General features: G+C 64.1%; 17 protein-coding genes. 2 read left to right on the top strand and 15 right to left on the bottom strand.

Annotation, left to right across the window (positions count from 1 at the left end; translation table 11 throughout):
• Positions 1–73 precede the first annotated feature (73 nt).
• Entirely contained in the window at positions 74–1,471 is a 1,398-nt protein-coding gene (locus AC07VI_RS28600; protein WP_494808837.1) for a phenylacetate--CoA ligase family protein, read from the top strand.
• A gap of 126 nt (positions 1,472–1,597) precedes the next feature.
• Here the strand turns inward: AC07VI_RS28600 and AC07VI_RS28605 are convergent, their stop codons facing one another.
• From AC07VI_RS28605 to AC07VI_RS28640, 8 genes are all read right to left on the bottom strand, one after another.
• The gene (locus AC07VI_RS28605; RefSeq protein WP_157792341.1) at positions 1,598–2,041 is read right to left on the bottom strand and encodes a hypothetical protein; all 444 of its coding nucleotides are present in this window, start codon (positions 2,039–2,041) and stop codon (positions 1,598–1,600) included.
• A gap of 429 nt (positions 2,042–2,470) precedes the next feature.
• Complete coding sequence (locus AC07VI_RS28610) at positions 2,471–3,163, bottom strand: hypothetical protein (protein ID WP_492994062.1); 693 nt, start codon at positions 3,161–3,163, stop codon at positions 2,471–2,473.
• 313 nt (positions 3,164–3,476) lie between these two features.
• Positions 3,477–3,947: a lysozyme inhibitor LprI family protein gene (locus tag AC07VI_RS28615; RefSeq protein ID WP_492994060.1), complete on the bottom strand. Its 471-nt coding sequence runs from the start codon at positions 3,945–3,947 to the stop codon at positions 3,477–3,479.
• 186 nt (positions 3,948–4,133) lie between these two features.
• Entirely contained in the window at positions 4,134–4,616 is a 483-nt protein-coding gene (locus AC07VI_RS28620; protein ID WP_099420540.1) for a hypothetical protein, read from the bottom strand.
• Between the two features lie 167 nt (positions 4,617–4,783).
• Positions 4,784–5,428 (bottom strand): hypothetical protein, encoded by a 645-nt coding sequence (locus AC07VI_RS28625; protein WP_492994058.1) that lies wholly within the window; start codon positions 5,426–5,428, stop codon positions 4,784–4,786.
• 613 nt (positions 5,429–6,041) lie between these two features.
• Complete coding sequence (locus AC07VI_RS28630; RefSeq protein WP_086148073.1) at positions 6,042–6,476, bottom strand: hypothetical protein; 435 nt, start codon at positions 6,474–6,476, stop codon at positions 6,042–6,044.
• Between the two features lie 52 nt (positions 6,477–6,528).
• Positions 6,529–7,002 carry a MepB family protein gene (locus tag AC07VI_RS28635; RefSeq protein WP_492994056.1) on the bottom strand — a complete coding sequence of 158 codons (474 nt, stop codon included), beginning with the start codon at positions 7,000–7,002 and terminating at the stop codon, positions 6,529–6,531.
• The gene (locus AC07VI_RS28640) at positions 6,999–7,232 is read right to left on the bottom strand and encodes a hypothetical protein (protein WP_086148071.1); all 234 of its coding nucleotides are present in this window, start codon (positions 7,230–7,232) and stop codon (positions 6,999–7,001) included. The genes AC07VI_RS28635 and AC07VI_RS28640 overlap by 4 nt, the downstream gene beginning before the upstream one ends.
• A gap of 93 nt (positions 7,233–7,325) precedes the next feature.
• Between AC07VI_RS28640 and AC07VI_RS28645 the strand changes: the two genes are divergently transcribed.
• Positions 7,326–7,688, top strand: coding sequence for a TfoX/Sxy family protein (locus tag AC07VI_RS28645; protein WP_086148070.1), 363 nt, complete (start codon positions 7,326–7,328; stop codon positions 7,686–7,688).
• Here AC07VI_RS28645 and AC07VI_RS28650 read toward each other — a convergent pair.
• The 7 genes from AC07VI_RS28650 to AC07VI_RS28680 form a co-directional block, all read right to left on the bottom strand.
• On the bottom strand, positions 7,677–8,681 hold the full coding sequence (locus AC07VI_RS28650; protein ID WP_492994053.1) for a 2-hydroxyacid dehydrogenase: 1,005 nt from the start codon (positions 8,679–8,681) through the stop codon (positions 7,677–7,679). The two genes, AC07VI_RS28645 and AC07VI_RS28650, sit on opposite strands and share 12 nt — an antisense overlap.
• Before the next feature lie 86 nt (positions 8,682–8,767).
• Positions 8,768–9,958, bottom strand: a complete 1,191-nt coding sequence (locus tag AC07VI_RS28655) for a hypothetical protein (protein ID WP_492994051.1) — start codon at positions 9,956–9,958, stop codon at positions 8,768–8,770.
• A 45-nt stretch (positions 9,959–10,003) separates the two neighbouring features.
• Complete coding sequence (locus AC07VI_RS28660; protein WP_086148077.1) at positions 10,004–11,194, bottom strand: hypothetical protein; 1,191 nt, start codon at positions 11,192–11,194, stop codon at positions 10,004–10,006.
• Between the two features lie 2 nt (positions 11,195–11,196).
• Entirely contained in the window at positions 11,197–12,771 is a 1,575-nt protein-coding gene (locus AC07VI_RS28665; RefSeq protein WP_086148068.1) for an MBOAT family O-acyltransferase, read from the bottom strand.
• Positions 12,761–13,846: a glycosyltransferase family 4 protein gene (locus tag AC07VI_RS28670; protein WP_492994048.1), complete on the bottom strand. Its 1,086-nt coding sequence runs from the start codon at positions 13,844–13,846 to the stop codon at positions 12,761–12,763. The genes AC07VI_RS28665 and AC07VI_RS28670 overlap by 11 nt, the downstream gene beginning before the upstream one ends.
• 35 nt (positions 13,847–13,881) lie before the next feature.
• Entirely contained in the window at positions 13,882–15,351 is a 1,470-nt protein-coding gene (locus tag AC07VI_RS28675) for a lipopolysaccharide biosynthesis protein (protein ID WP_099420535.1), read from the bottom strand.
• Positions 15,352–15,369: 18 nt separating this feature from the next.
• Complete coding sequence (locus AC07VI_RS28680) at positions 15,370–17,454, bottom strand: glycosyltransferase (RefSeq protein WP_492994046.1); 2,085 nt, start codon at positions 17,452–17,454, stop codon at positions 15,370–15,372.
• Positions 17,455–17,476 lie beyond the last annotated feature (22 nt).

Consider the following 17,476-nt stretch of genomic DNA (forward strand, 5'->3'; position numbering starts at 1 on the left):
GCGCGAGCCGGCGCGCGCGCGGGCGCTGGCGCAGGCCGGCCTGGCGCTGGCGGCGCGCCACGACTGGCGCACGGTGGCGCCGCTGCTGGCCACGCACTACCGGCGCATCCGCGCCACGCCCCGTCCCGGCGCCTACACGCGCCTCGTCGCCCGCTGGCTGTTTCCCCTGCACGAAAGGCTCAAGGGCCACCACAGCACGCGCCTGCTGCGGCGCATGGAACGCTCGCAATGGTGGAGCGAAGAGCAGTTGCGCGACTGGCAGCTGGCGCGCCTGCGCCACTTGCTGCGCCATGCGGGCCGGCACGTGCCCCATTACCGCGCCCTGTTCGCCCGCAGCGGCTTCGATCCGGCCCAAGTCAGGCAACTGGCCGACCTGTCGCGCCTGCCGCTGCTGCGCAAGGCCGACATCGCTAACGCGCGCGACAGCTTCAAATCCGCGCGCGCCCTGGGCTTGCGCCCGTTCGCCACGGGCGGCTCCAGCGGCGAGCCGCTGCAGTTCTTCCTCGGGCGGCGCAGGGTCAGCCACGACATCGCCGCCAAGTGGCGCGCCACGCGCTGGTGGGGCGTCGATATCGGCGACCGCGAAGCCGTGCTGTGGGGCTCGCCCATCGAGCTGCACGCGCAGGACCGCCTGCGCCGCGTGCGCGACGCGCTGCTGCGCACCACCCTGCTGCCCGCGTTTGCCATGTCGCCCGCGCGCCTGGACGGCTACGTCGAGCAGCTGCGCCGCTGGCGTCCGCGCATGCTGTTCGGCTATCCGTCAGCCCTGTGCCGCATCGCCAGCCATGCAGCAGCGCGCGACCTGCCGCTCGACGGCCTGGGCGTGAAAGTGGCGTTCGTCACGGCCGAACGCCTGTACGACGAGCAGCGCGCGCAGATCGCCGCCGCCTTCGGCTGCCCCGTCGCGAACGGCTACGGCGGACGCGACGCGGGCTTCATCGCCCACGAATGTCCGGACGGCGGCATGCACATCACGGCCGAAGACATCATCGTGGAAATTGTTGATGCCCAGGGCCGGCCGCTGCCCGCTGGCGCCACGGGCGACATCGTCGTCACCCACCTGGCCACGCAGGACTACCCCTTCATCCGCTACGCCACGGGCGACGTGGGCGCCCTGGGCACGCAGCCCTGCGCCTGCGGCCGCGGCCTGCCCCTGCTGCAGAAAATCGAAGGGCGCAGCACGGATTTCCTCACGGCCGCCGACGGCACCGTCATGCACGGCCTGGCCCTCGTCTACATCGTGCGCGAACTGCCGCAGGTGCGCAGTTTCAAGATCATCCAGGAAAGCCTGCTGCGCACGCGCGTGCTCCTCGTCTGCCAGCCGCGCCTGGACGACGCCACGCGCAGCGCCATCGTCAGGGGCTTCCGGGCCAGGCTGGGCGCGCAGGTGGAGGTCATCATCGAGGAAGTCGGGGAAATCGCGGCCGAGGCGTCGGGCAAGTACCGTTACGTGGTGAGCGAGGTGGCATAGGCAGGCAGCCTGTCACTGTCCTGGGGGCCGGGCGGCAGCGCCGCGCCGGCGCAATCGCGCTGCTGCGCGCACCTGGGCTTTGTAGGCCCGATTTCGCCCCGAAGCGGACGGTGCATGTGGAGCCAATTATCCTCTCGACTGTCCTGACAGATAAGATCGCGGGGATTGGGAAAACGCCGCCGCACGGGACGTGGCCAGAGCAGAAGCTAATGTAGTGCAGTCGGGTTGCAGCAGTGTCCGCGTGGCTGGATCGAAGAGTCGACCATTTAGCTCGCCTACAAAGGAGCAGACATCATTAAGTTCTCGTTCAGTTGCTGATGCGTCTAAGCGAATGAGAATTTCTACTTTGTCTGAGTCAAAGAGAAGATCAACGCGGGTGCCGACTTCACTCCCGAATACTATCCAGTCTTCCATCATCAGCCATGGATTACCCATCGAGCCCACCAAAGTTCGTTGTGCGTTTAGTGTTGATGCGGCAAGTAGTTGAGGAAGCTCCCAACCGTCATCCTTCGGAAACGGCAGTGTATTTTCTTCGCCAACTAAGAACATTTCATATTGCCAAATTGCCATTGTAAGGTGATCCCAGTTTTTTTCGTATCCCCGCTACTGGCCGTATGCGGACTCACATTACATCGGGGTGAGGACTGCCCGGCCCCGGTATGCGAAGTGTGATCGTACAACCAATTCTTGAATTCAGTGAGAAGAATGCATTCATCCGACTCAAAGATGCTACCGTCGTGGGAAATATGGACAACATCAGAGAGCGACTTTAGGTCCCGCATTATTTCGAATAGCCCGATTATTGCAGGCGCATCCCACTCAGGTCCCATCCTATAGTCGAGGGCGATTAAACCCAGGTCCGACACAAAGAATCCCAAATCAGGAATAGGCGCACCACCCTTGGATCGTAGACCGCCGAAAACGACGTGAAATGCTTCAGCATCTCCTTCCAAGAATGCGATCGCCGGATTTTCGCCAAAGTAAATCCTATGCTGAAAGCTATGAATATAGCAATGTGGCCAGGATAAAATAACTAACCAACAGGATGCCCGGAAGCTGGAGCCAGGAAAATTTATATCTGAATCGGAAACGGCATTTTGGCATTTTCTGCGTCATCGATTCCGGCGGAACGATTTTTGGCGGCCAGGCAAATGGAGCGCCCCCATCGACAGGCGGCCAGGATTCGAAACGATAAGCGTAAGCGTCAAAGTTCGTTCTATTAAACCGCTTCTGTTCTTGAACTGCTCGATTGAAGGCAACCTCGCCCGGGGATGCGACGTCCTCTCCGTCTGCATAGAAATAGCCTTCGCTTTCCTTTGCCAGTATTGCCATCGAGAGTATTTGCATGGCAGCAGTGGAATCGCTTCTTCCTGCGGCCGTCCTGGAGATCGTCGCATAGCTGCAATTGGCGACACCTCTTGGCGGCCACAGCATGCTGCGAGGTTCTTTCTTTCCTCTTTTTTGCACGCCAAATTCAAACGCAATGAGCAAGTGAGTTGCCGGTTCCATGCGCAGGAATTCAGCTGGCGTCTTAGTAACGCGTAGATAAAGGACTTGCTCTGCCGAAGACTTTGTCAACGTAAGGTCCGGATGCAGTTGCACATCAAAGCCAAGATTTGCGAATGCCTCAATGAACCGCGCCTCCAAGCCATCGGTTTTTTTGCCAAGGAAAGCTGAAATATTAAGACTCATCGTCGGGACTGAATATAGCCATGAATGGTGATTTACTGTTGGAAATGGGGAGGGCGATACAGAATCGGAACGCCTATTCCTGGCCGATTACGGCAATTGACCCGAAACGTGCAAAGATTGTCACATCGCTACTCGTTGTGTACGCAAATGAGTTGCCGCACCACGAAAATCCGTATGCAAGCAAGTAGTCTGAAGCAACCGAGACGCATCCCGCTCCAGCGGCCTCATCGTCGCGTGATATTGCATCCGCACCCCTTGGCGGACGTAGCAGTCGAAGCGCTTCAAGACAGCATTAGCAGCCACCCAGCCCCTGTCAGAGCTTGCCCGAAGCAGGCGTGCGTTGACGCTCCGGCAAGCTGAAACCTTTCCTCGTTCCATAAAACTCACTCTTGAATTCTACGCATCCATTGCAGGGCCTAACGGTTTCTAAGGCCGATATGCGCTGTTCAGTCAGCTGCATCAAACACAGGTCCATCGAAAAGGTGTAAGCACTTCCGCCATGCATCGCCGCGTTCTGGAACTTGCACTCCGCGTCGCGGAAAACAATCCATGCACGTTGCGCGCGTTGCAGCCCGCGCGGCTTGGCAAGCGCAGACACCAATGTCTTGTAGACAACATGTAAACGCGCGTCGGAGTCTGTTAGCTCTCGACTCATGCAGAAAGTATTCTCAATATTATTACCTTCTTCACAATGCTCCTGCTTGATCGATGCCATATCGCTTTGCTGTTCGGAAGCATAGGTCAAGGACGGCAGCGAAAGGCCCAAGAAAACAACGCCCAACATGGATAAGCGGCTTAGAACGGCATTTCCCACGAGCACTCGCTCCTTATTACAATTTTGCACGATTGCCTCCGCAGCCAGTTGCCGTCATCGTGGCGGCAGGTGAGCGGGAATTGACCAGGACGCGGATCGTGGGCTTTCCGTCCATGACCGCAGTACGTCAAACACGGCGTTTGGACAGGCACGAATTTACTTGCTCAGTTTTGCCAGCGGAAGTGCCATAAATCCGCTCTTGATGCACTGGCCCACGGCTTCGCGGGAGCCCTTCGCTTCACAGCCATCGAGAAAATTGCGGACCTGGGGCAGAACCTCGTCCTGCTGGAGCGGAACATATACGGCCTGGCCCAGGGCCGCCATGCAGGATACGGCAACGTAACTGCCTTTGGTATAGGGTTTATAGCCGGGAAGCTTTTCGGCGAGGGCGATCCATGGGAATAGCAGTTTTAACGTCTCGTCGTCAGCTTTTTCCTTGAAGGTCAGGTTCAAGACTGCTACTGCTCCCGTAATACTTTCCTGTCGGGATTTATTCGCATCTGTCCCTTCGGTAAAACTCTCGGCGAACAACGCCGCCCTCGCGCAGAAGAGCAAACTGGCATTGTCCGGTGTCGCACAGCGGGCTGCGCCGGACACCAACAACGCCGCTAACGGCCACAGTAAAGCAATTTTCATCATATTCCCTAAAAACTTTCATGAATAGCCACATAAACCTGTCCGATGGTTGCCAAACCGGCGCGCAAATACGCGTGGCCGAACGCAGCCCAGGAGCGTGCAGGAATCACCAGGTGAAAAATTCGTACATTGTCACGTCAGCAAGAATGTCCGCTTGCGGCCGCCGATCTTCACGAATTTGCGGTATCTGAAATATTCCGTCTCATGCTAGACTCCCAGTCTTTTTGCCATTCTTCTGCATCATCCTGGGAGAACCAGCCGTCCACGTAGCATAATATTTCATTCGAATCCTGCAAGTTTGATTCTGCCAGATATGAAATTGTCGCTTGCAATCCCGCGCCGATAAAAAACTCCGCGCCCATTGATGTCCCGACATCCATGTTTATATGCTTTGCTGCCCAAAGGGCATGGATATCGCTCGTGCTGCCGACACGATAAAGCAGGAAAGCGCAACGATAAATTCCTTCGCAAGCATCACCGTCATCTTCAATTTCCCCTTGCCAAAGCGCTTTCCTATACTGCACTTCCCTCTCAAAGACTTGCCGAATTAGCGAGGCGTATGGCCCGATCGGGCGCTCCAGGAGAATCCTGTAGAGTTGCTGGCGCACCCGCGGCGACTCCAGTTCCCCCACGCCGCAAGTTGCCAGAACTTCCTGGGAGTTTCCAAATAACTCAAGAATTTTCTCAGCGCGCAGGAAGGCATCCTTGTCTTCCTCGGAACATTCATTCTGAATTATCTTAACTTCGACCTTTACCGCTGCCTGATGCGCGGCAGGCAATTCAGGCGTGTCTTTACGCCCAAAAAATTTCCACATTAACCTTACCCTTTTTGAACTGATCTGCTGTCACCTGAAAATACTTGCATGCCCGCTTGACGCAGGAATTCCTCGAATCCATGCAGCTCACTATTTTCCTTTTGCGGGAGGATCAAAGCCTTTAAAAGGCGAAGCTTCGGCAACATCCCGGCTATCTTAGCATTTGCCAGGCCCGCTACTCGCCGGTATCGTATCCAAGCCCTTCACGAGTTGACATTGCGGATAGTGCGTCACCGATGTTCATACCCCGTTATATTTTCCGACATCGGCGTGGAATAAATAGATGCAGCCCCGTGCGCCATTACCGTTAAAGACCAATCGACCGCTATCCGGACCGAAATAAACGGACGCGCCGTTTCCGAAACCCCGGCTACATAGCTCACCCTTGTTTTCTCTGAATTCCCGGACTGGATGGCGTTCGCCCGCTAGTACGGCGTTCGCGCGCCAAATTCCAGGCAGGTCCTGAATATTTGCCCCTATGGAGAAACCGGCCGCCGATTGTCCGGCAATGACAGCTGCGTGTATGTGGAATATGTGCAAATGGCCATCCGGGGCGGAAACGCGGAGGCATTGCGTGATCGATGCCTTTCCTGACTCCCGGCGTCACGGCCGGCTACTGCGCCGGCGCCGCGCACGCCCTGACGGTCGTCGCGCTATAGTCAAAAGCGATGCTATTGGTCCCCTGACCGCGGTACATGCTCTGGCCTTCCCTGATGGTCACCTGCGCGCCCATCTTGCACAGCACGGCCGGTGCGCGCTGCACCCAGTCGAGCCTGCGCAAGGTGGCGATATTGCGGTCCCGCAGCGCCGCGCTCCAGCCCTCGTCCTTGAAGCGCACCGAGTAGACCACATTATGCAGCTGCACCCGGCTCGTCCGGTCTATCACATTGCCGCCGTTCTGCAGCACTGCCGCCATGTCGCTCTCGATGAACTGCACGACATCGTGACCGCGCCTGGGCGCGTCATTGCGGCCAAGCTGGTAAAAGAGGAATATCGCGAAGCCGGCAAAGAGCGCGTGATATATTTTTCCATCAAAAAAAGATTTCATTCCCGCTTTCTCAAGCTGTTCAGTTGGTGCGCCTGCCCTCGGGCCGGCAACGTCAGGCGACGGTATCGAGCATGCTGGCCAGCCGCAGCTGATCCCCCGCCGCCACAAACCACTCCCCCTGCCAGTGCTGCGTGCGCCGCGCCTGCGGCGCTTCCGGCGCGCACCACGGCGGATACACGCGCAGCGCGCGCTTGCCGCCGGTGCCGGCGCGCGACATCACGCCCCGTTCGAGCAGCACGCTGCGCGGAAAGATGAAAAAGCCGTGCCGCGCGCCATCGTCGTCGGCCACGGCGATGATGGCGGCATCGACGGGGTCGGCTTCGTCCAGCGGGGCGATGTCGGCGTCGGGATGGGGGCGCTTCCAGACGGTGACGAACTGGCCGGTTTTCGTCGGCGTGGTTTTCGCCACGCGCAGGACCAGGCGCTTGCCGTGCAGGTCGGCCCGGCAGGCGCCGTACTCCGCGCTCTCCGCTTCCGGCACGGGCGCTTGCGGCAAGCCGAGGAAAGCCCAGGGACTGGCCTTCATTGCGCGCTGAACTCGGCCGCGGCCTTGGCCGCCCACAGCGCCTCGGCGTGGCTGGCGAACGGGCTGTCGTAGCCGTCGATGGTGCCGTCTTCGTCGACAAAATACAGCCACCAGCCGTCAGCCTGCTCGCGGATGGCCGTGTGGCCCGGCGCGCAATGGGTTTCGACGGCCTGGTCAGCCTTCAGGGTGGCGATGGTGATGCCATGGTGAATAATATGCTGGGGCGTCATGGCAGCTCATGCAAAATAAATAATGCCGACAGTGTAGCCGCGCCGGCCCATCCTGGCCAGTGCGCTACACTATTGCTTCCTACGGAGAACAATATGGCATCACAACAAGGCACGGTGGATTTCCTGCTCGACCAGATGGCGGGCGCGGGCGGCATCAGCGCGAAAAAAATGTTCGGCGAGTATGGCCTGTATTGCGACGGCAAGATGTTCGCCATCGTCGCCGACGACATGCTCTTCATCAAGCCGACGGAGGCGGGCCGCGCCTGGATCAGTACCATGGGCACGCTGCAGGAAGCGCCGCCCTATCCGCAAGCCAAGCCGTATTTCCTCGTCGATGGCGGGCTGTGGGACGAGCGCGACTGGCTCAGCCAGCTGGCACGGCGCACGGCCGACGCCTTGCCGCTGCCCAAACCGAAGCCGCCGCCCAAGCCCAGGAAACCGGCGTCAAGCAGCTAATACGCTGTTCTCGCACGCCTTGCCTTCACGGAAGCAGGCCAGGTTGTGATAGGTGATGGCGGCGATCTCGCGCAGCGCCTCGATGGTGAAAAAGCCCTGGTGGCCCGTCACCAGCACATTGGGGAAGGTCATCAATCGCTGGAAGACGTCGTCGTCGATGATGTCGGACGAGCGGTCCTGGAAGAACAGATTGCTTTCCTGCTCGTAGACGTCGATGGCGAGCGAACCGAGCTGGCGCGATTTGAGCGCCTCGATGACGGCGCCCGTGTCGATCAGGCCGCCGCGCGAGGTATTGACCAGCATGGCGCCCTTCTTCATCAGCGGCAAGGTCGCTTCGCTGATCATGTGGCGCGTGCTCTCCATCAGGGGGCAATGCAGGGAGACGATGTCGGATTCGGCCAGCAGGCGCGGCAGTTCCACCATCGTGCCCAGCTCGGCAAGCGCGGGCGACGGATACGGGTCGTGGCCCAGCACCGTGCAGCCGAAACCCTTGAAAATGCGCGCCGTGGCCAGGCCGATCTTGCCCGTGCCGACAATGCCCACCGTCTTGCCGTGCAAGGTGGAACCCAGCAAGCCGTCGAGCGAGAAATTGCCTTCGCGCACGCGGGCGTAGGCGCGGTGCGTGTGGCGGTTCAGGGTCTGCACCAGGGCCAAGGTGTATTCGGCCACGGCTTCCGGCGAGTAGGCGGGCACGCGCGCGACGAACAGGCCCAGGCGTTTGGCCGCTTCCAGGTCGAGGTTGTTGTAGCCGGCGCAGCGCAGCAGGATGGCGCGCACGCCGTAGCCGTGCAAGGCTTCCAGCACGGGCGCGTCGAGCACGTCGTTGACGAAGACGCAGACGGCGTCCGCGCCTTGCGCCAGCACCACGGTTTCCTGGCTCAGCAAGGCGCTGTGGTAGACCAGTTCAATGCCGTCCGGGTCGGGCTGGGCCGGCAGGGCTTCGTCGAAGAAGCGGCGGTCATAGGGCTGGCTGGCAAAGAAGGCGATTTTCATGGAGAGTCCTGGAACTTGCTGGATGGCAAAACAGCATGATAGCGCAAGCGCCCTGCCCCGCGGCGTCCGCCTGACGCCCTGGCTGCCTATTTGGGCTCGCGGGGCAAGGTCAGCGCGTGGCGCAGGTAGGCCGTTTCCGCCGCATGCCGGGCGTGGTAGCGCTCGCGCGCGGCGCGCATGGCCGCCTGGTGGGCCGCGATGCTGCCTTCCGTCAGTTCGACGCCAAAGTCCGCCGGTACCGGCACCTCGCCGCCGAACAGGCGCGCCAGGATGAAATGGCCGACGTTGTCGCGGTAGTGCGACGCTTCCCAGTAATAACGCATCTCGCGCACGCCGGTCACCTGCGGGATAGGCTCGCTGGTGATGCTGTTGAAGCCGGAAAAATCGTACAGACGCACGTCGCAGCCCTCGCTGCGGTGGCGCTGCGCCAGTTGCGCCAGGTCGCGCTGCCACTGTTCCATGGCGTCCCACTTGCCGCGCCAGTACAGGGCGTCGAGCGTGAGCGCGTGCGTGGGATTGATGTACAGGCGCAAGCGCGTGCCGCCACGGCACAGCTTGCCGACGCTGGCGTCGAAGGCGCGCAGCGCGGGCGCCGTCGGTCCCAGGCCGTCGCCGAATTCCTGCAGCCGCGGCGTGAACGCGCGCGCCGTGCCCACCCAGCCATGCTTGCGGGCCGTGATGCAGCCCTGGTCGCGCTGGCCGTCCAGGGCCAGGCTGGACAGGCACACGCCGTCATAGGTGCCGCTGAGAATGCGCCAGGTGTCGCGCGTCATGTCGACGGTCAGGCCGCGCTTGATGTTGAGCAGGGCGCGCCGCGCAAAGAACGCGGGGCCGCCGGCCGTCAGGCCCGGTTCCACGCCGGCCGAGCCCAGTTCCAGCGAAAACGAGGGCGCGTCGATGCCCCACACCATGGTGTCGACATGGCTGACCCTGGCCGCGTGCTCGGCCAGGCGGATGGCGTCGCCGATCGAGGCGCCCGAGACGGCGCTGTTGAAGATGCTTTTGCCGTCGAACAAGGCGCGTACCCTGGTGGGCAAGCCCATTTCCGTGCGCGAATTGCCGATGTAGACGACGGCGGGCCGGTAGCGCGCCACGGCATAGGTCTTGCCCCACACGGCCAGCTTTTCGTAGGTGGGACGCAAGCGCTGCACCAGCGGCGTGTCCCACTGATGCAGCAGGTAGGGGTCGACGCGGTAGTTCACGGCCGAGATCAGGGCCAGCGCGGCCAGCGCGCAGGCAAAAAAGATGGCGAGGTAGCGGCGGGCGGTGGTATCCATGGTCGGCATAGGAAGTGGAAAAATGGCGTATGCGGGGGCCTGGCGTCAACGCCGGATCAGCGGTCCGTCCAGCACCTGCTGCGCATAGGCCGTTTCGCGCGCGTGCTCCACGCGGTAGCGGTCGCGCGCGGCGCGCATGGCCGCCTGGTGGGCGGCGACATTGGCTGGCGTCAGCTCCACGCCGAAATCGGCCGGCGCCGGCGTGCCGCCGCCGAACAGGCGCGCCAGGATCAAGCGGCCCACATTGTCCCGGTAATGCGACACTTCCCAGTAATAATGCATGTCGGGCTTGCCGCTGACGAGCGGGGTCGCTTCCGTGGTGATGCTGTTAAAGCCGGAAAAATCAACCAGGCGCACGTCGCAGCCACGCTGGCGGTGGCGCTCGGCGACCTGCACCAGAGCACGCTGCCAGGCCTGCATGGCATCCCACTTGCCGCGCCAGTGCAGCGCGTACAAGGTCAGCGCGTGCGTGGGGTTGATGTACAGGCGCAGGCGCAGGCCTGGCCGGCACAGATTGCCGATGCTGGCGTCGAGCGCCGGTGTCGACGGCGGCGTCGGCCCCGCTCCATCGCCGAATTCCTGCAGCCGCACGGGAATGGCGTCCCTGGTGCCGAGCCAGTGCGCGATGCCCTTGCGGGTGCACGTCTCGTCGCGCTGGCCGTACACGGCCAGGCTGGAGCGGCAGGTGTCGCCGGCATGGCCGGTGAGGATGCGCAGGCTGTCCTGCGTCATGTCCACGGTCAGGCCGCGCTGCAGGTTGACCAGGGCGCGCCGGGCGAAAAAGCCGCGCCCTGCCCCCGTCAGGCTGTCCTCCACGCGCGCCGCCCCCATCTCCAGGGAAAAGGTGGGCGCGTCGATGCCCCACACCATGGTCTCGACGGGGCTGACCCTGGCCGCATGCTCGGCCAGGCGGATGGCGTCGCCGACCGAGGCGCCGGACACGGCGCTGTTGAACACGCGCTTGCCGTCGAACAGCGCGCGCACGCCCGTCGGCAAGCCCATTTCCGTGCGCGAATTGCCGATATAGATGATGGCCGGCCGGTAGCGCGCCACGGCGTAGGTCTTGGCCCAGGCGCCCAGTTTTTCATTGATCTGGCGCGGACGCTGCAGCAAGGGACTGTCCCACTGGTGCAGCAGGTAGGGATCGACCTGGTAGTTCAGCAGCGAGACGGCGCCGAGCGCCAGGCCGACGCAGGCGAGGAAACAGACAAGATAGCGGCGGGCGGCGGCGTCCATGCTCAAAACTGGAAGTAGAGAAATTCGGTGACCCGGTTCATGCCAAAGATGCAGGCGACGAACAGCGCGGCCAGGCCCACGCTCCAGCGCCGCGTGGGGCGCCAGCTGACGGCCCAGCGCCCCGCGGGCTGAAAGATTCTTTCAATGACTGGCTCATAGAGAAAGAATATTTCTTGCGTATTCGGCGCCTTGAAGGCCAGCAGCATGGCCCCCAGCAGCACGGGCAAGCCGGGACCGGCCAGTTCGATCCAGCGGATGCCGTCGAACGCGGGCTGCCAGCCCCATTGCGCCAGGCTGGACGCGTGGCTGGCCAGGCCGCGCGGCAGGCTCACGCCGTTCGCCCCCACGAGCGCGCCGGCGATATCCCAGGCCGTGGCCACGTCGGGCGCGCGGAAGAAGACCCAGGCCAGCATCACGGCAAGAAAGGTCAGCAAGGTGGACCACCAAGCGGGCCACCAGCGCAGCCAGCAGTATCCCGGCGCCGCGCCGAACGCGCGCTGCCACGCCTGCTGCAGCACCAGGTACAGGCCGTGCAAGCCGCCCCAGATGACGAAGGTCCAGCCGGCGCCGTGCCACAGGCCGCCCAGCAGCATGGTCAGCATCAGGTTGCGGCAGCGCATGGCCGCGCCGCGGCGGCTGCCGCCCAGCGGGATATACAGATAGTCGCGCAGGAAACGCGACAAGGTCATGTGCCAGCGGCGCCAGAAGTCGGCGATATTGGCCGCCTTGTACGGCGAATTGAAGTTCAGCGGCAATTTCACGCCGAACAGGCGCGACAGGCCGATGGCCATGTCCGAATAGCCGGAAAAGTCGAAATACAGCTGAAAGGTGTAGGCCAGCACGCCGATCCAGGCCTCGACCAGGGTGGGCGTGGCCCCGGCCGCGAAGACGGGAATGGCCAGCGGCGACAGGTTGTCGGCGATCAGCACCTTCTTTGCCAGGCCTATCGTAAAAATCGACAGGCCGATGGCGAAGTTGGCGGCGCGCGGGTGGGCGTTGGCGGGGTCGGCGAACTGCGGCATCATGTCGCGGTGGTGCAGCACGGGACCGGCGATCAAATGGGGAAAGTAACTGACGAACAGCACGTAATGGATGAAGCGGTATTCGCGCACCTCGCCCCGGTAGCAATCGACGAGGAAGGCGATCTGCGTGAAGGTAAAGAACGAGATGCCGATGGGCAGGACAATGGCCAGACCGTGCCACGGCAGGCTGGCGGCGTCGGCCCCGGCGGCCACGGCGACGGCGTTCACGCTGTCGATGAAGAAATTCGCATATTTGTAGTAGGCGAGCAAGGCCAGGTTCAGGGCCAGGGCCGCGACCAGCACGCGCTTGCGGGCCGCGCCCGTGCTGGCGCCCAGCAAACGTCCGGCGCCGTAATTGACGCAGATCGAGGCCAGCAGCAGCGGCAGGTAGCGCACATCCCACCACGCATAGAAGAACAGCGAAGCCATCGCCAGCCAGAGTGCGGGCGCCATGCGGCGGCCGCTGGCGCCGGACGCCCAGCGGTCCAGCAGGAAATAGCCGGCCAGCACGACGGGCAGATAGGCGAACAGGAAGGCGAAGGAATTAAACAGCATGGCGTCTCCTCGCGGGCAGCGCGGCAGTCCCCGCGTGCACCTGGCAATAGCAATCGGCGATCTGCGCCGCCACCCGTTCCCACGTAAAGCGCTCCACCAGCGCCCGCACGCGGGCGCGCTCGGGGGCCAGCGCCAGCAGTGCGCCGATGGCTTGCCGCTGCGCGGGGCCGTCATCCCAGCGCACCTTGCGCAGCGCAAACGCGGAATCGGGCAAGTCGAGCGCGCTTTGCGACGTCATGACGACGGGCGTGCCGGCCGCCAGCGCTTCGAGCACCGAGAGCGGAAACACTTCGCCCTGGCTGGGCAAGGCCGCCACGGCCGCCGCATGGTAGGCGCTGGCCAGCAGCGGGTCGGCGTGGTCGAGCGCGCCGAGCCAGCTGACGTGCGGCACGTCCAGCAATTGCTGCAGATACGCCTGCTGTTCGCGCGGCGCGGCGCCGATCAGCACGAGGGGCAGGCCGGCGCCGGCCAGCGCCTGCGCCAGGCCCAGCTGGTTTTTATACGGCGAAATGCTGCCCACCATCAGCACGAAGGGTCCGGCGATGCCCGTCTCGCGCAGGAACAGGTCGCCATTGGCCGAGAAAAAATGCGGGTTGATGCCGTTCGGCAAGACGCGGATGGCCTGGGGCGGCAAGCCGAACCCCTGCACGAGGGCGTCGCGCTCGGCCTCGCCCAGCGCAATGACGACCCTGGCCAGCTGCAGGGCGCGCCGCGTCTGCGCATAGCTCGTCTGCACCATCCAGTCCGTCAGCCGCCCCGCCAGCCGGTCGGCCAGCCGCGCGCGCCAGGCGCTGCGCCGGTTCCAGCTGGGCGCCAGCAGCGGCGACAGCACCACGGGCACGCCCAGCTCGGCGGCCGTCTCCAGGATGCGGTAGGTGCCATTGCTCGCCGAAAACACATGCAGCAGGTCGAAATCGGCCAGCCGCTCATGGTTGGCGTCGACCAGCTGCACCTCGAGCGGCCTGGCCGGATTCGCCGGCAGGCGGTTCAGGGCGGCGATGGTTTCGCGCACCTGGATCTGCAGGCCGCCGTCGCGCTGGAACAGCATGGGATAGGACAAGATACCGACACGCATGGTGCTCCTTTCGGGCGTGCGCCGGCGGCGGCGCCTCACAGCGGTGATTTGGCGGCCGGCCAGCGGCTTGCCAGCTTGCGTTGCAACAACAGGAACTCGGCCGCGATGTCATGCTTCAACAGAAAAATACCGGCGATCCAGCACAGCAAGGTGGCCAGCGCCGTGCCCGCCAGCGCCAGCAGCGGGATGGCATGCGGCATGTCAGCCGGCATCCACAGCAGCATGCACAGCGGCGGCGGGCTGCTGATCGCGCACAGGGCCAGGCTCTTGCGCAGGACGGGCAGCAGCACGCGCCAGTCGAGATTGCTGAAGCGCCGCAGGCAGCCGTAGATCAGCCAGCTGCGCACGAGGGTGCTGAACACGACGGCCCAGGCCACGGCCACCAGCCCGAACGGCGCCGCCAGCAGCAGCGCCGCCACCTTCAGGCCGCCCGCCCACGCGTCGAGCCGGGCCTGCACGCGCATCTGGCCCGTCGCCACGAACAGGTAGCGGGCCATGCTGAATATGCTATACACGGCCGAGGACAGGCACATGATGCGTATCAAGGGCGTACAGGCGCTCCATTGCGGGCCATACAACACTTTGACCAAAGGCAAGGCCATACAGGCGAGAAACAGGAAAAAGGGCCAGGCCAGCGCCGTCATATAGCTGACCGTGCGCACATACACGGGTCCCGCCCCGCCCGCCTCGCGGTCGCGCGCCGCGAACAGGGGAAACACGACGGGCGAGATGGCGCTGGTGATGGCCTGGTTAAAAATGCTCAGCATGCTTTGCGTCTTGCCGAACAGGGCCAGGCTTTCGATATCGATCATCTTGCCGATCACCAGGTCCGGCGCCACCACGCCCGCCTCGTCCACCAGGCCGCCGCCCGTCGCGTAGGCGCCGAAGGCAATGATGGACTTGATGCCGCGCCGTCCCGGCAGCCACGGCAGTTCGCGCGGGCGCACCACGAGGCTGGTCAGCAGCGAGGCCGTGGAACCGGCCAGCACGGCCGCCACCAGGCTCATGTAACTGTGTCCCAGCAGGGCCATGCTCACGCCCACCAGCAGGTTGGTGACGCTGTTGGCCGCGTTGATCGCATAGATGGCGCGAAAGCGCAGTTGCCGCCGCAGCAAGGGCAAGGTCAGCGCGCTGAACGGGATCAGCAGGAAGTTTATCGACAGCAATTGCAGCACCAGCTGCAGGCGCGGCTCGTCATAGAAACGCGCGAGCGGCCCGCTGGCGCCCAGCACCAGCGCCGCCAGCAGCCAGGCCACCGCCAGGCTGGTGGCCAGGGCGGCGCGCAACTTTTCCGTCGTCAGGGTCTTTTCCTGGATCAGATACTGGCCCACGCCAAAATCGCGCACCACCTGGGCCATGGCCACGAGCACGGCGCCCAGCGAATACACGCCCACCTCGGCCGGCGTCAGCAGGCGCGACAGGATCATCGTCGCGACTATGCCCAGCAGCAGCACCGTGTACTTCTCGGCGAAGGAAAAGAAGAAGGAATGGCGCGTGGCATTCATCCGGGCAAGCTCCAGGCGCTACATGAGACCGGCATAGAACTGGCGCAGCTGCTGCTCCAGCCGCTGCATGGAATAATGCTGTTGCGCTTCCAGGCGGGCCTGGCGTCCCATGCGCTGCCGCCGCGCCGGGTCGCGCAGCAGGTCCGCCAAGGCCTGGCAGGCGGCGTCCTCGTCGCCGGGCGGCAGCAGCAGGCCCCCTTCGCTGTCGTGCAGGATGTCATGGGTGCCCGGCACGTCCGTGCCCACGGCCGGCACGCCGCACGCCATGGCCTCGATGGTGGCGATGCCGAAACCTTCGTTTTTACTCAGCAGCAGGTGCAGGTCGAAGGCCGGCATCAGCAGCTCGACGCGCTGCCGGAAGCCGGCAAACACGATTCTGTCCTGCAAGCCCGATTGCTGCGCCTGCAGCCGCAGCGGCGCTTCCAGCGGTCCCGTGCCCACCAGCACTAAATATAAGTTGGGAAACTGCGGCGCCAGCCGCGCGAACAGGGCCAGCAGCGCCTGCGGACGCTTTTGCGCCGACAGCCTGGCCACCGAGCCGATCACCAGGGCGTCCGGCGGCAAGCCCAGCTGCTTGCGCGCCAGCGCTTTGCGCTCAGGCGAGACGGTGAACGTGTCCGTATCGACGCCGTTCGGGATCACGGCCAGCCGCGTCTGCGGCGCCAGCATGCCACGGTACAGGTCGAGGAAATGCTTCATGGCCGAGGCCGACACGGCATACACGCCCTTCACGCTGCGAAACGCTTCCTGCAGCAGCGGCTGCTGCCAGGCGCTGAACGGTTCCGGGGGAAACGCGTTGTGCACGCTGATGACGGCCGGCAGGCGGCACTGCTGCGCCAGCCACAGGATGGAGGCGCCATACGTCGTCCAGCAGAACGCCACGTGCACCAGGTCCGGCCGCAGCCGGCGCAGGCGCCAGGCGCCCGTGAGCCTGGCGCGCAGCAGGTTCCAGCGCCGCCACGCCCAGTGCTCGACGAACAGCGGCGGTTCATACACGCGCACCTGCAGCCGCTGCGCGCGCAAGCCTTGCATCCATGCGGCAAGACCAGGAAAGCGCCGCAGTCCCAGCACGCTGTCATAACCGTTTGCGCCCAGTATTGTCGCCTCTTGCGCCATGCGCAGCTCCATGCCGCCCAGCTCGCCGGAATAGCTGGTGATGACGACGCGCGGCAGGCGCTTTCGGCGGCCGCGCCACGCTTCATGGAAGTAGCCGCGCAGCGCGGCCATTTCCCAGCTGCGCAGGAACAGCGTTTCACGGTCGCCCTGCAGCCAGGCGCGCGCGCGGGCCGCGCCGTCGCGCAGGTAGCGGCCCAGCATCCAGCGCGGCACGCCCAGCCATTCCACGCTGGGCGCCGGCGCGACGAGGCGGCACTGGCCCCGGCCAAACAGGAAGGAGCGGCGCAGTATCCAGGCGCGCCGCACCTGCTGCACGCGGATGATGTGCGCCACCCTGGCTGCCGGACAGAACCAGGAAGGGTTGCCGGAGCGGTAAATTTCCAGGTTCAGCTTGGTTTCGCTGCCCATGGCGTAGCTGTTGCCCTGCGGGCCGATGCTTTCGTCATAGCGGGCGCCCGCCTCGAAGAGGCGGCGGCGGATGGCCATGTTGGCGCCCCAGGCGAGGCCCGGATAGACGGGGCCGTCGCGCAAATCGGGGCTGGTGATGCCCCATGTCAGGCCCACGGGGGTCAGGCGCAGCAGCCAGTCGGCCGGCCGTTCCCGCCAGGCGGGCACGATGGCGCCGCCGAACAGGCCGTAACCGGGGTGATCGCGCGCGCAGTCCTGCAGGCGGCACAGCCAGTCCGGCGCGGGCATGGCGTCGTCGTCGCCGAAGACGAACAGCTCGGCGCCGTCGCCGCTGTAGCGCAAGGCGTGCTCGACGGCCCCGTTCAGGGCGGGACTGCGGCCGCGCCGCGCCACATGGACGCAACTCAAGGGCAGGCGGCCGCGGAAGGCGTCGATGATACGGGCCGTGGCGTCGCTGCTGCCGTTGTCGGCGATGACGAGGCGCCAGCCGCCCGCGGGCGGGCGCAAGCCCGTGTAGGCGCGCAAGACCTGGGGCAAGGTGCCGGCGCCATTGTAGGTCGCCATGAGAACGGTCAACAAGGACATGCCTCCTTCGTCTTAC

Source organism: Janthinobacterium sp. GW821-FHT03A03 (genome assembly GCF_059421435.1).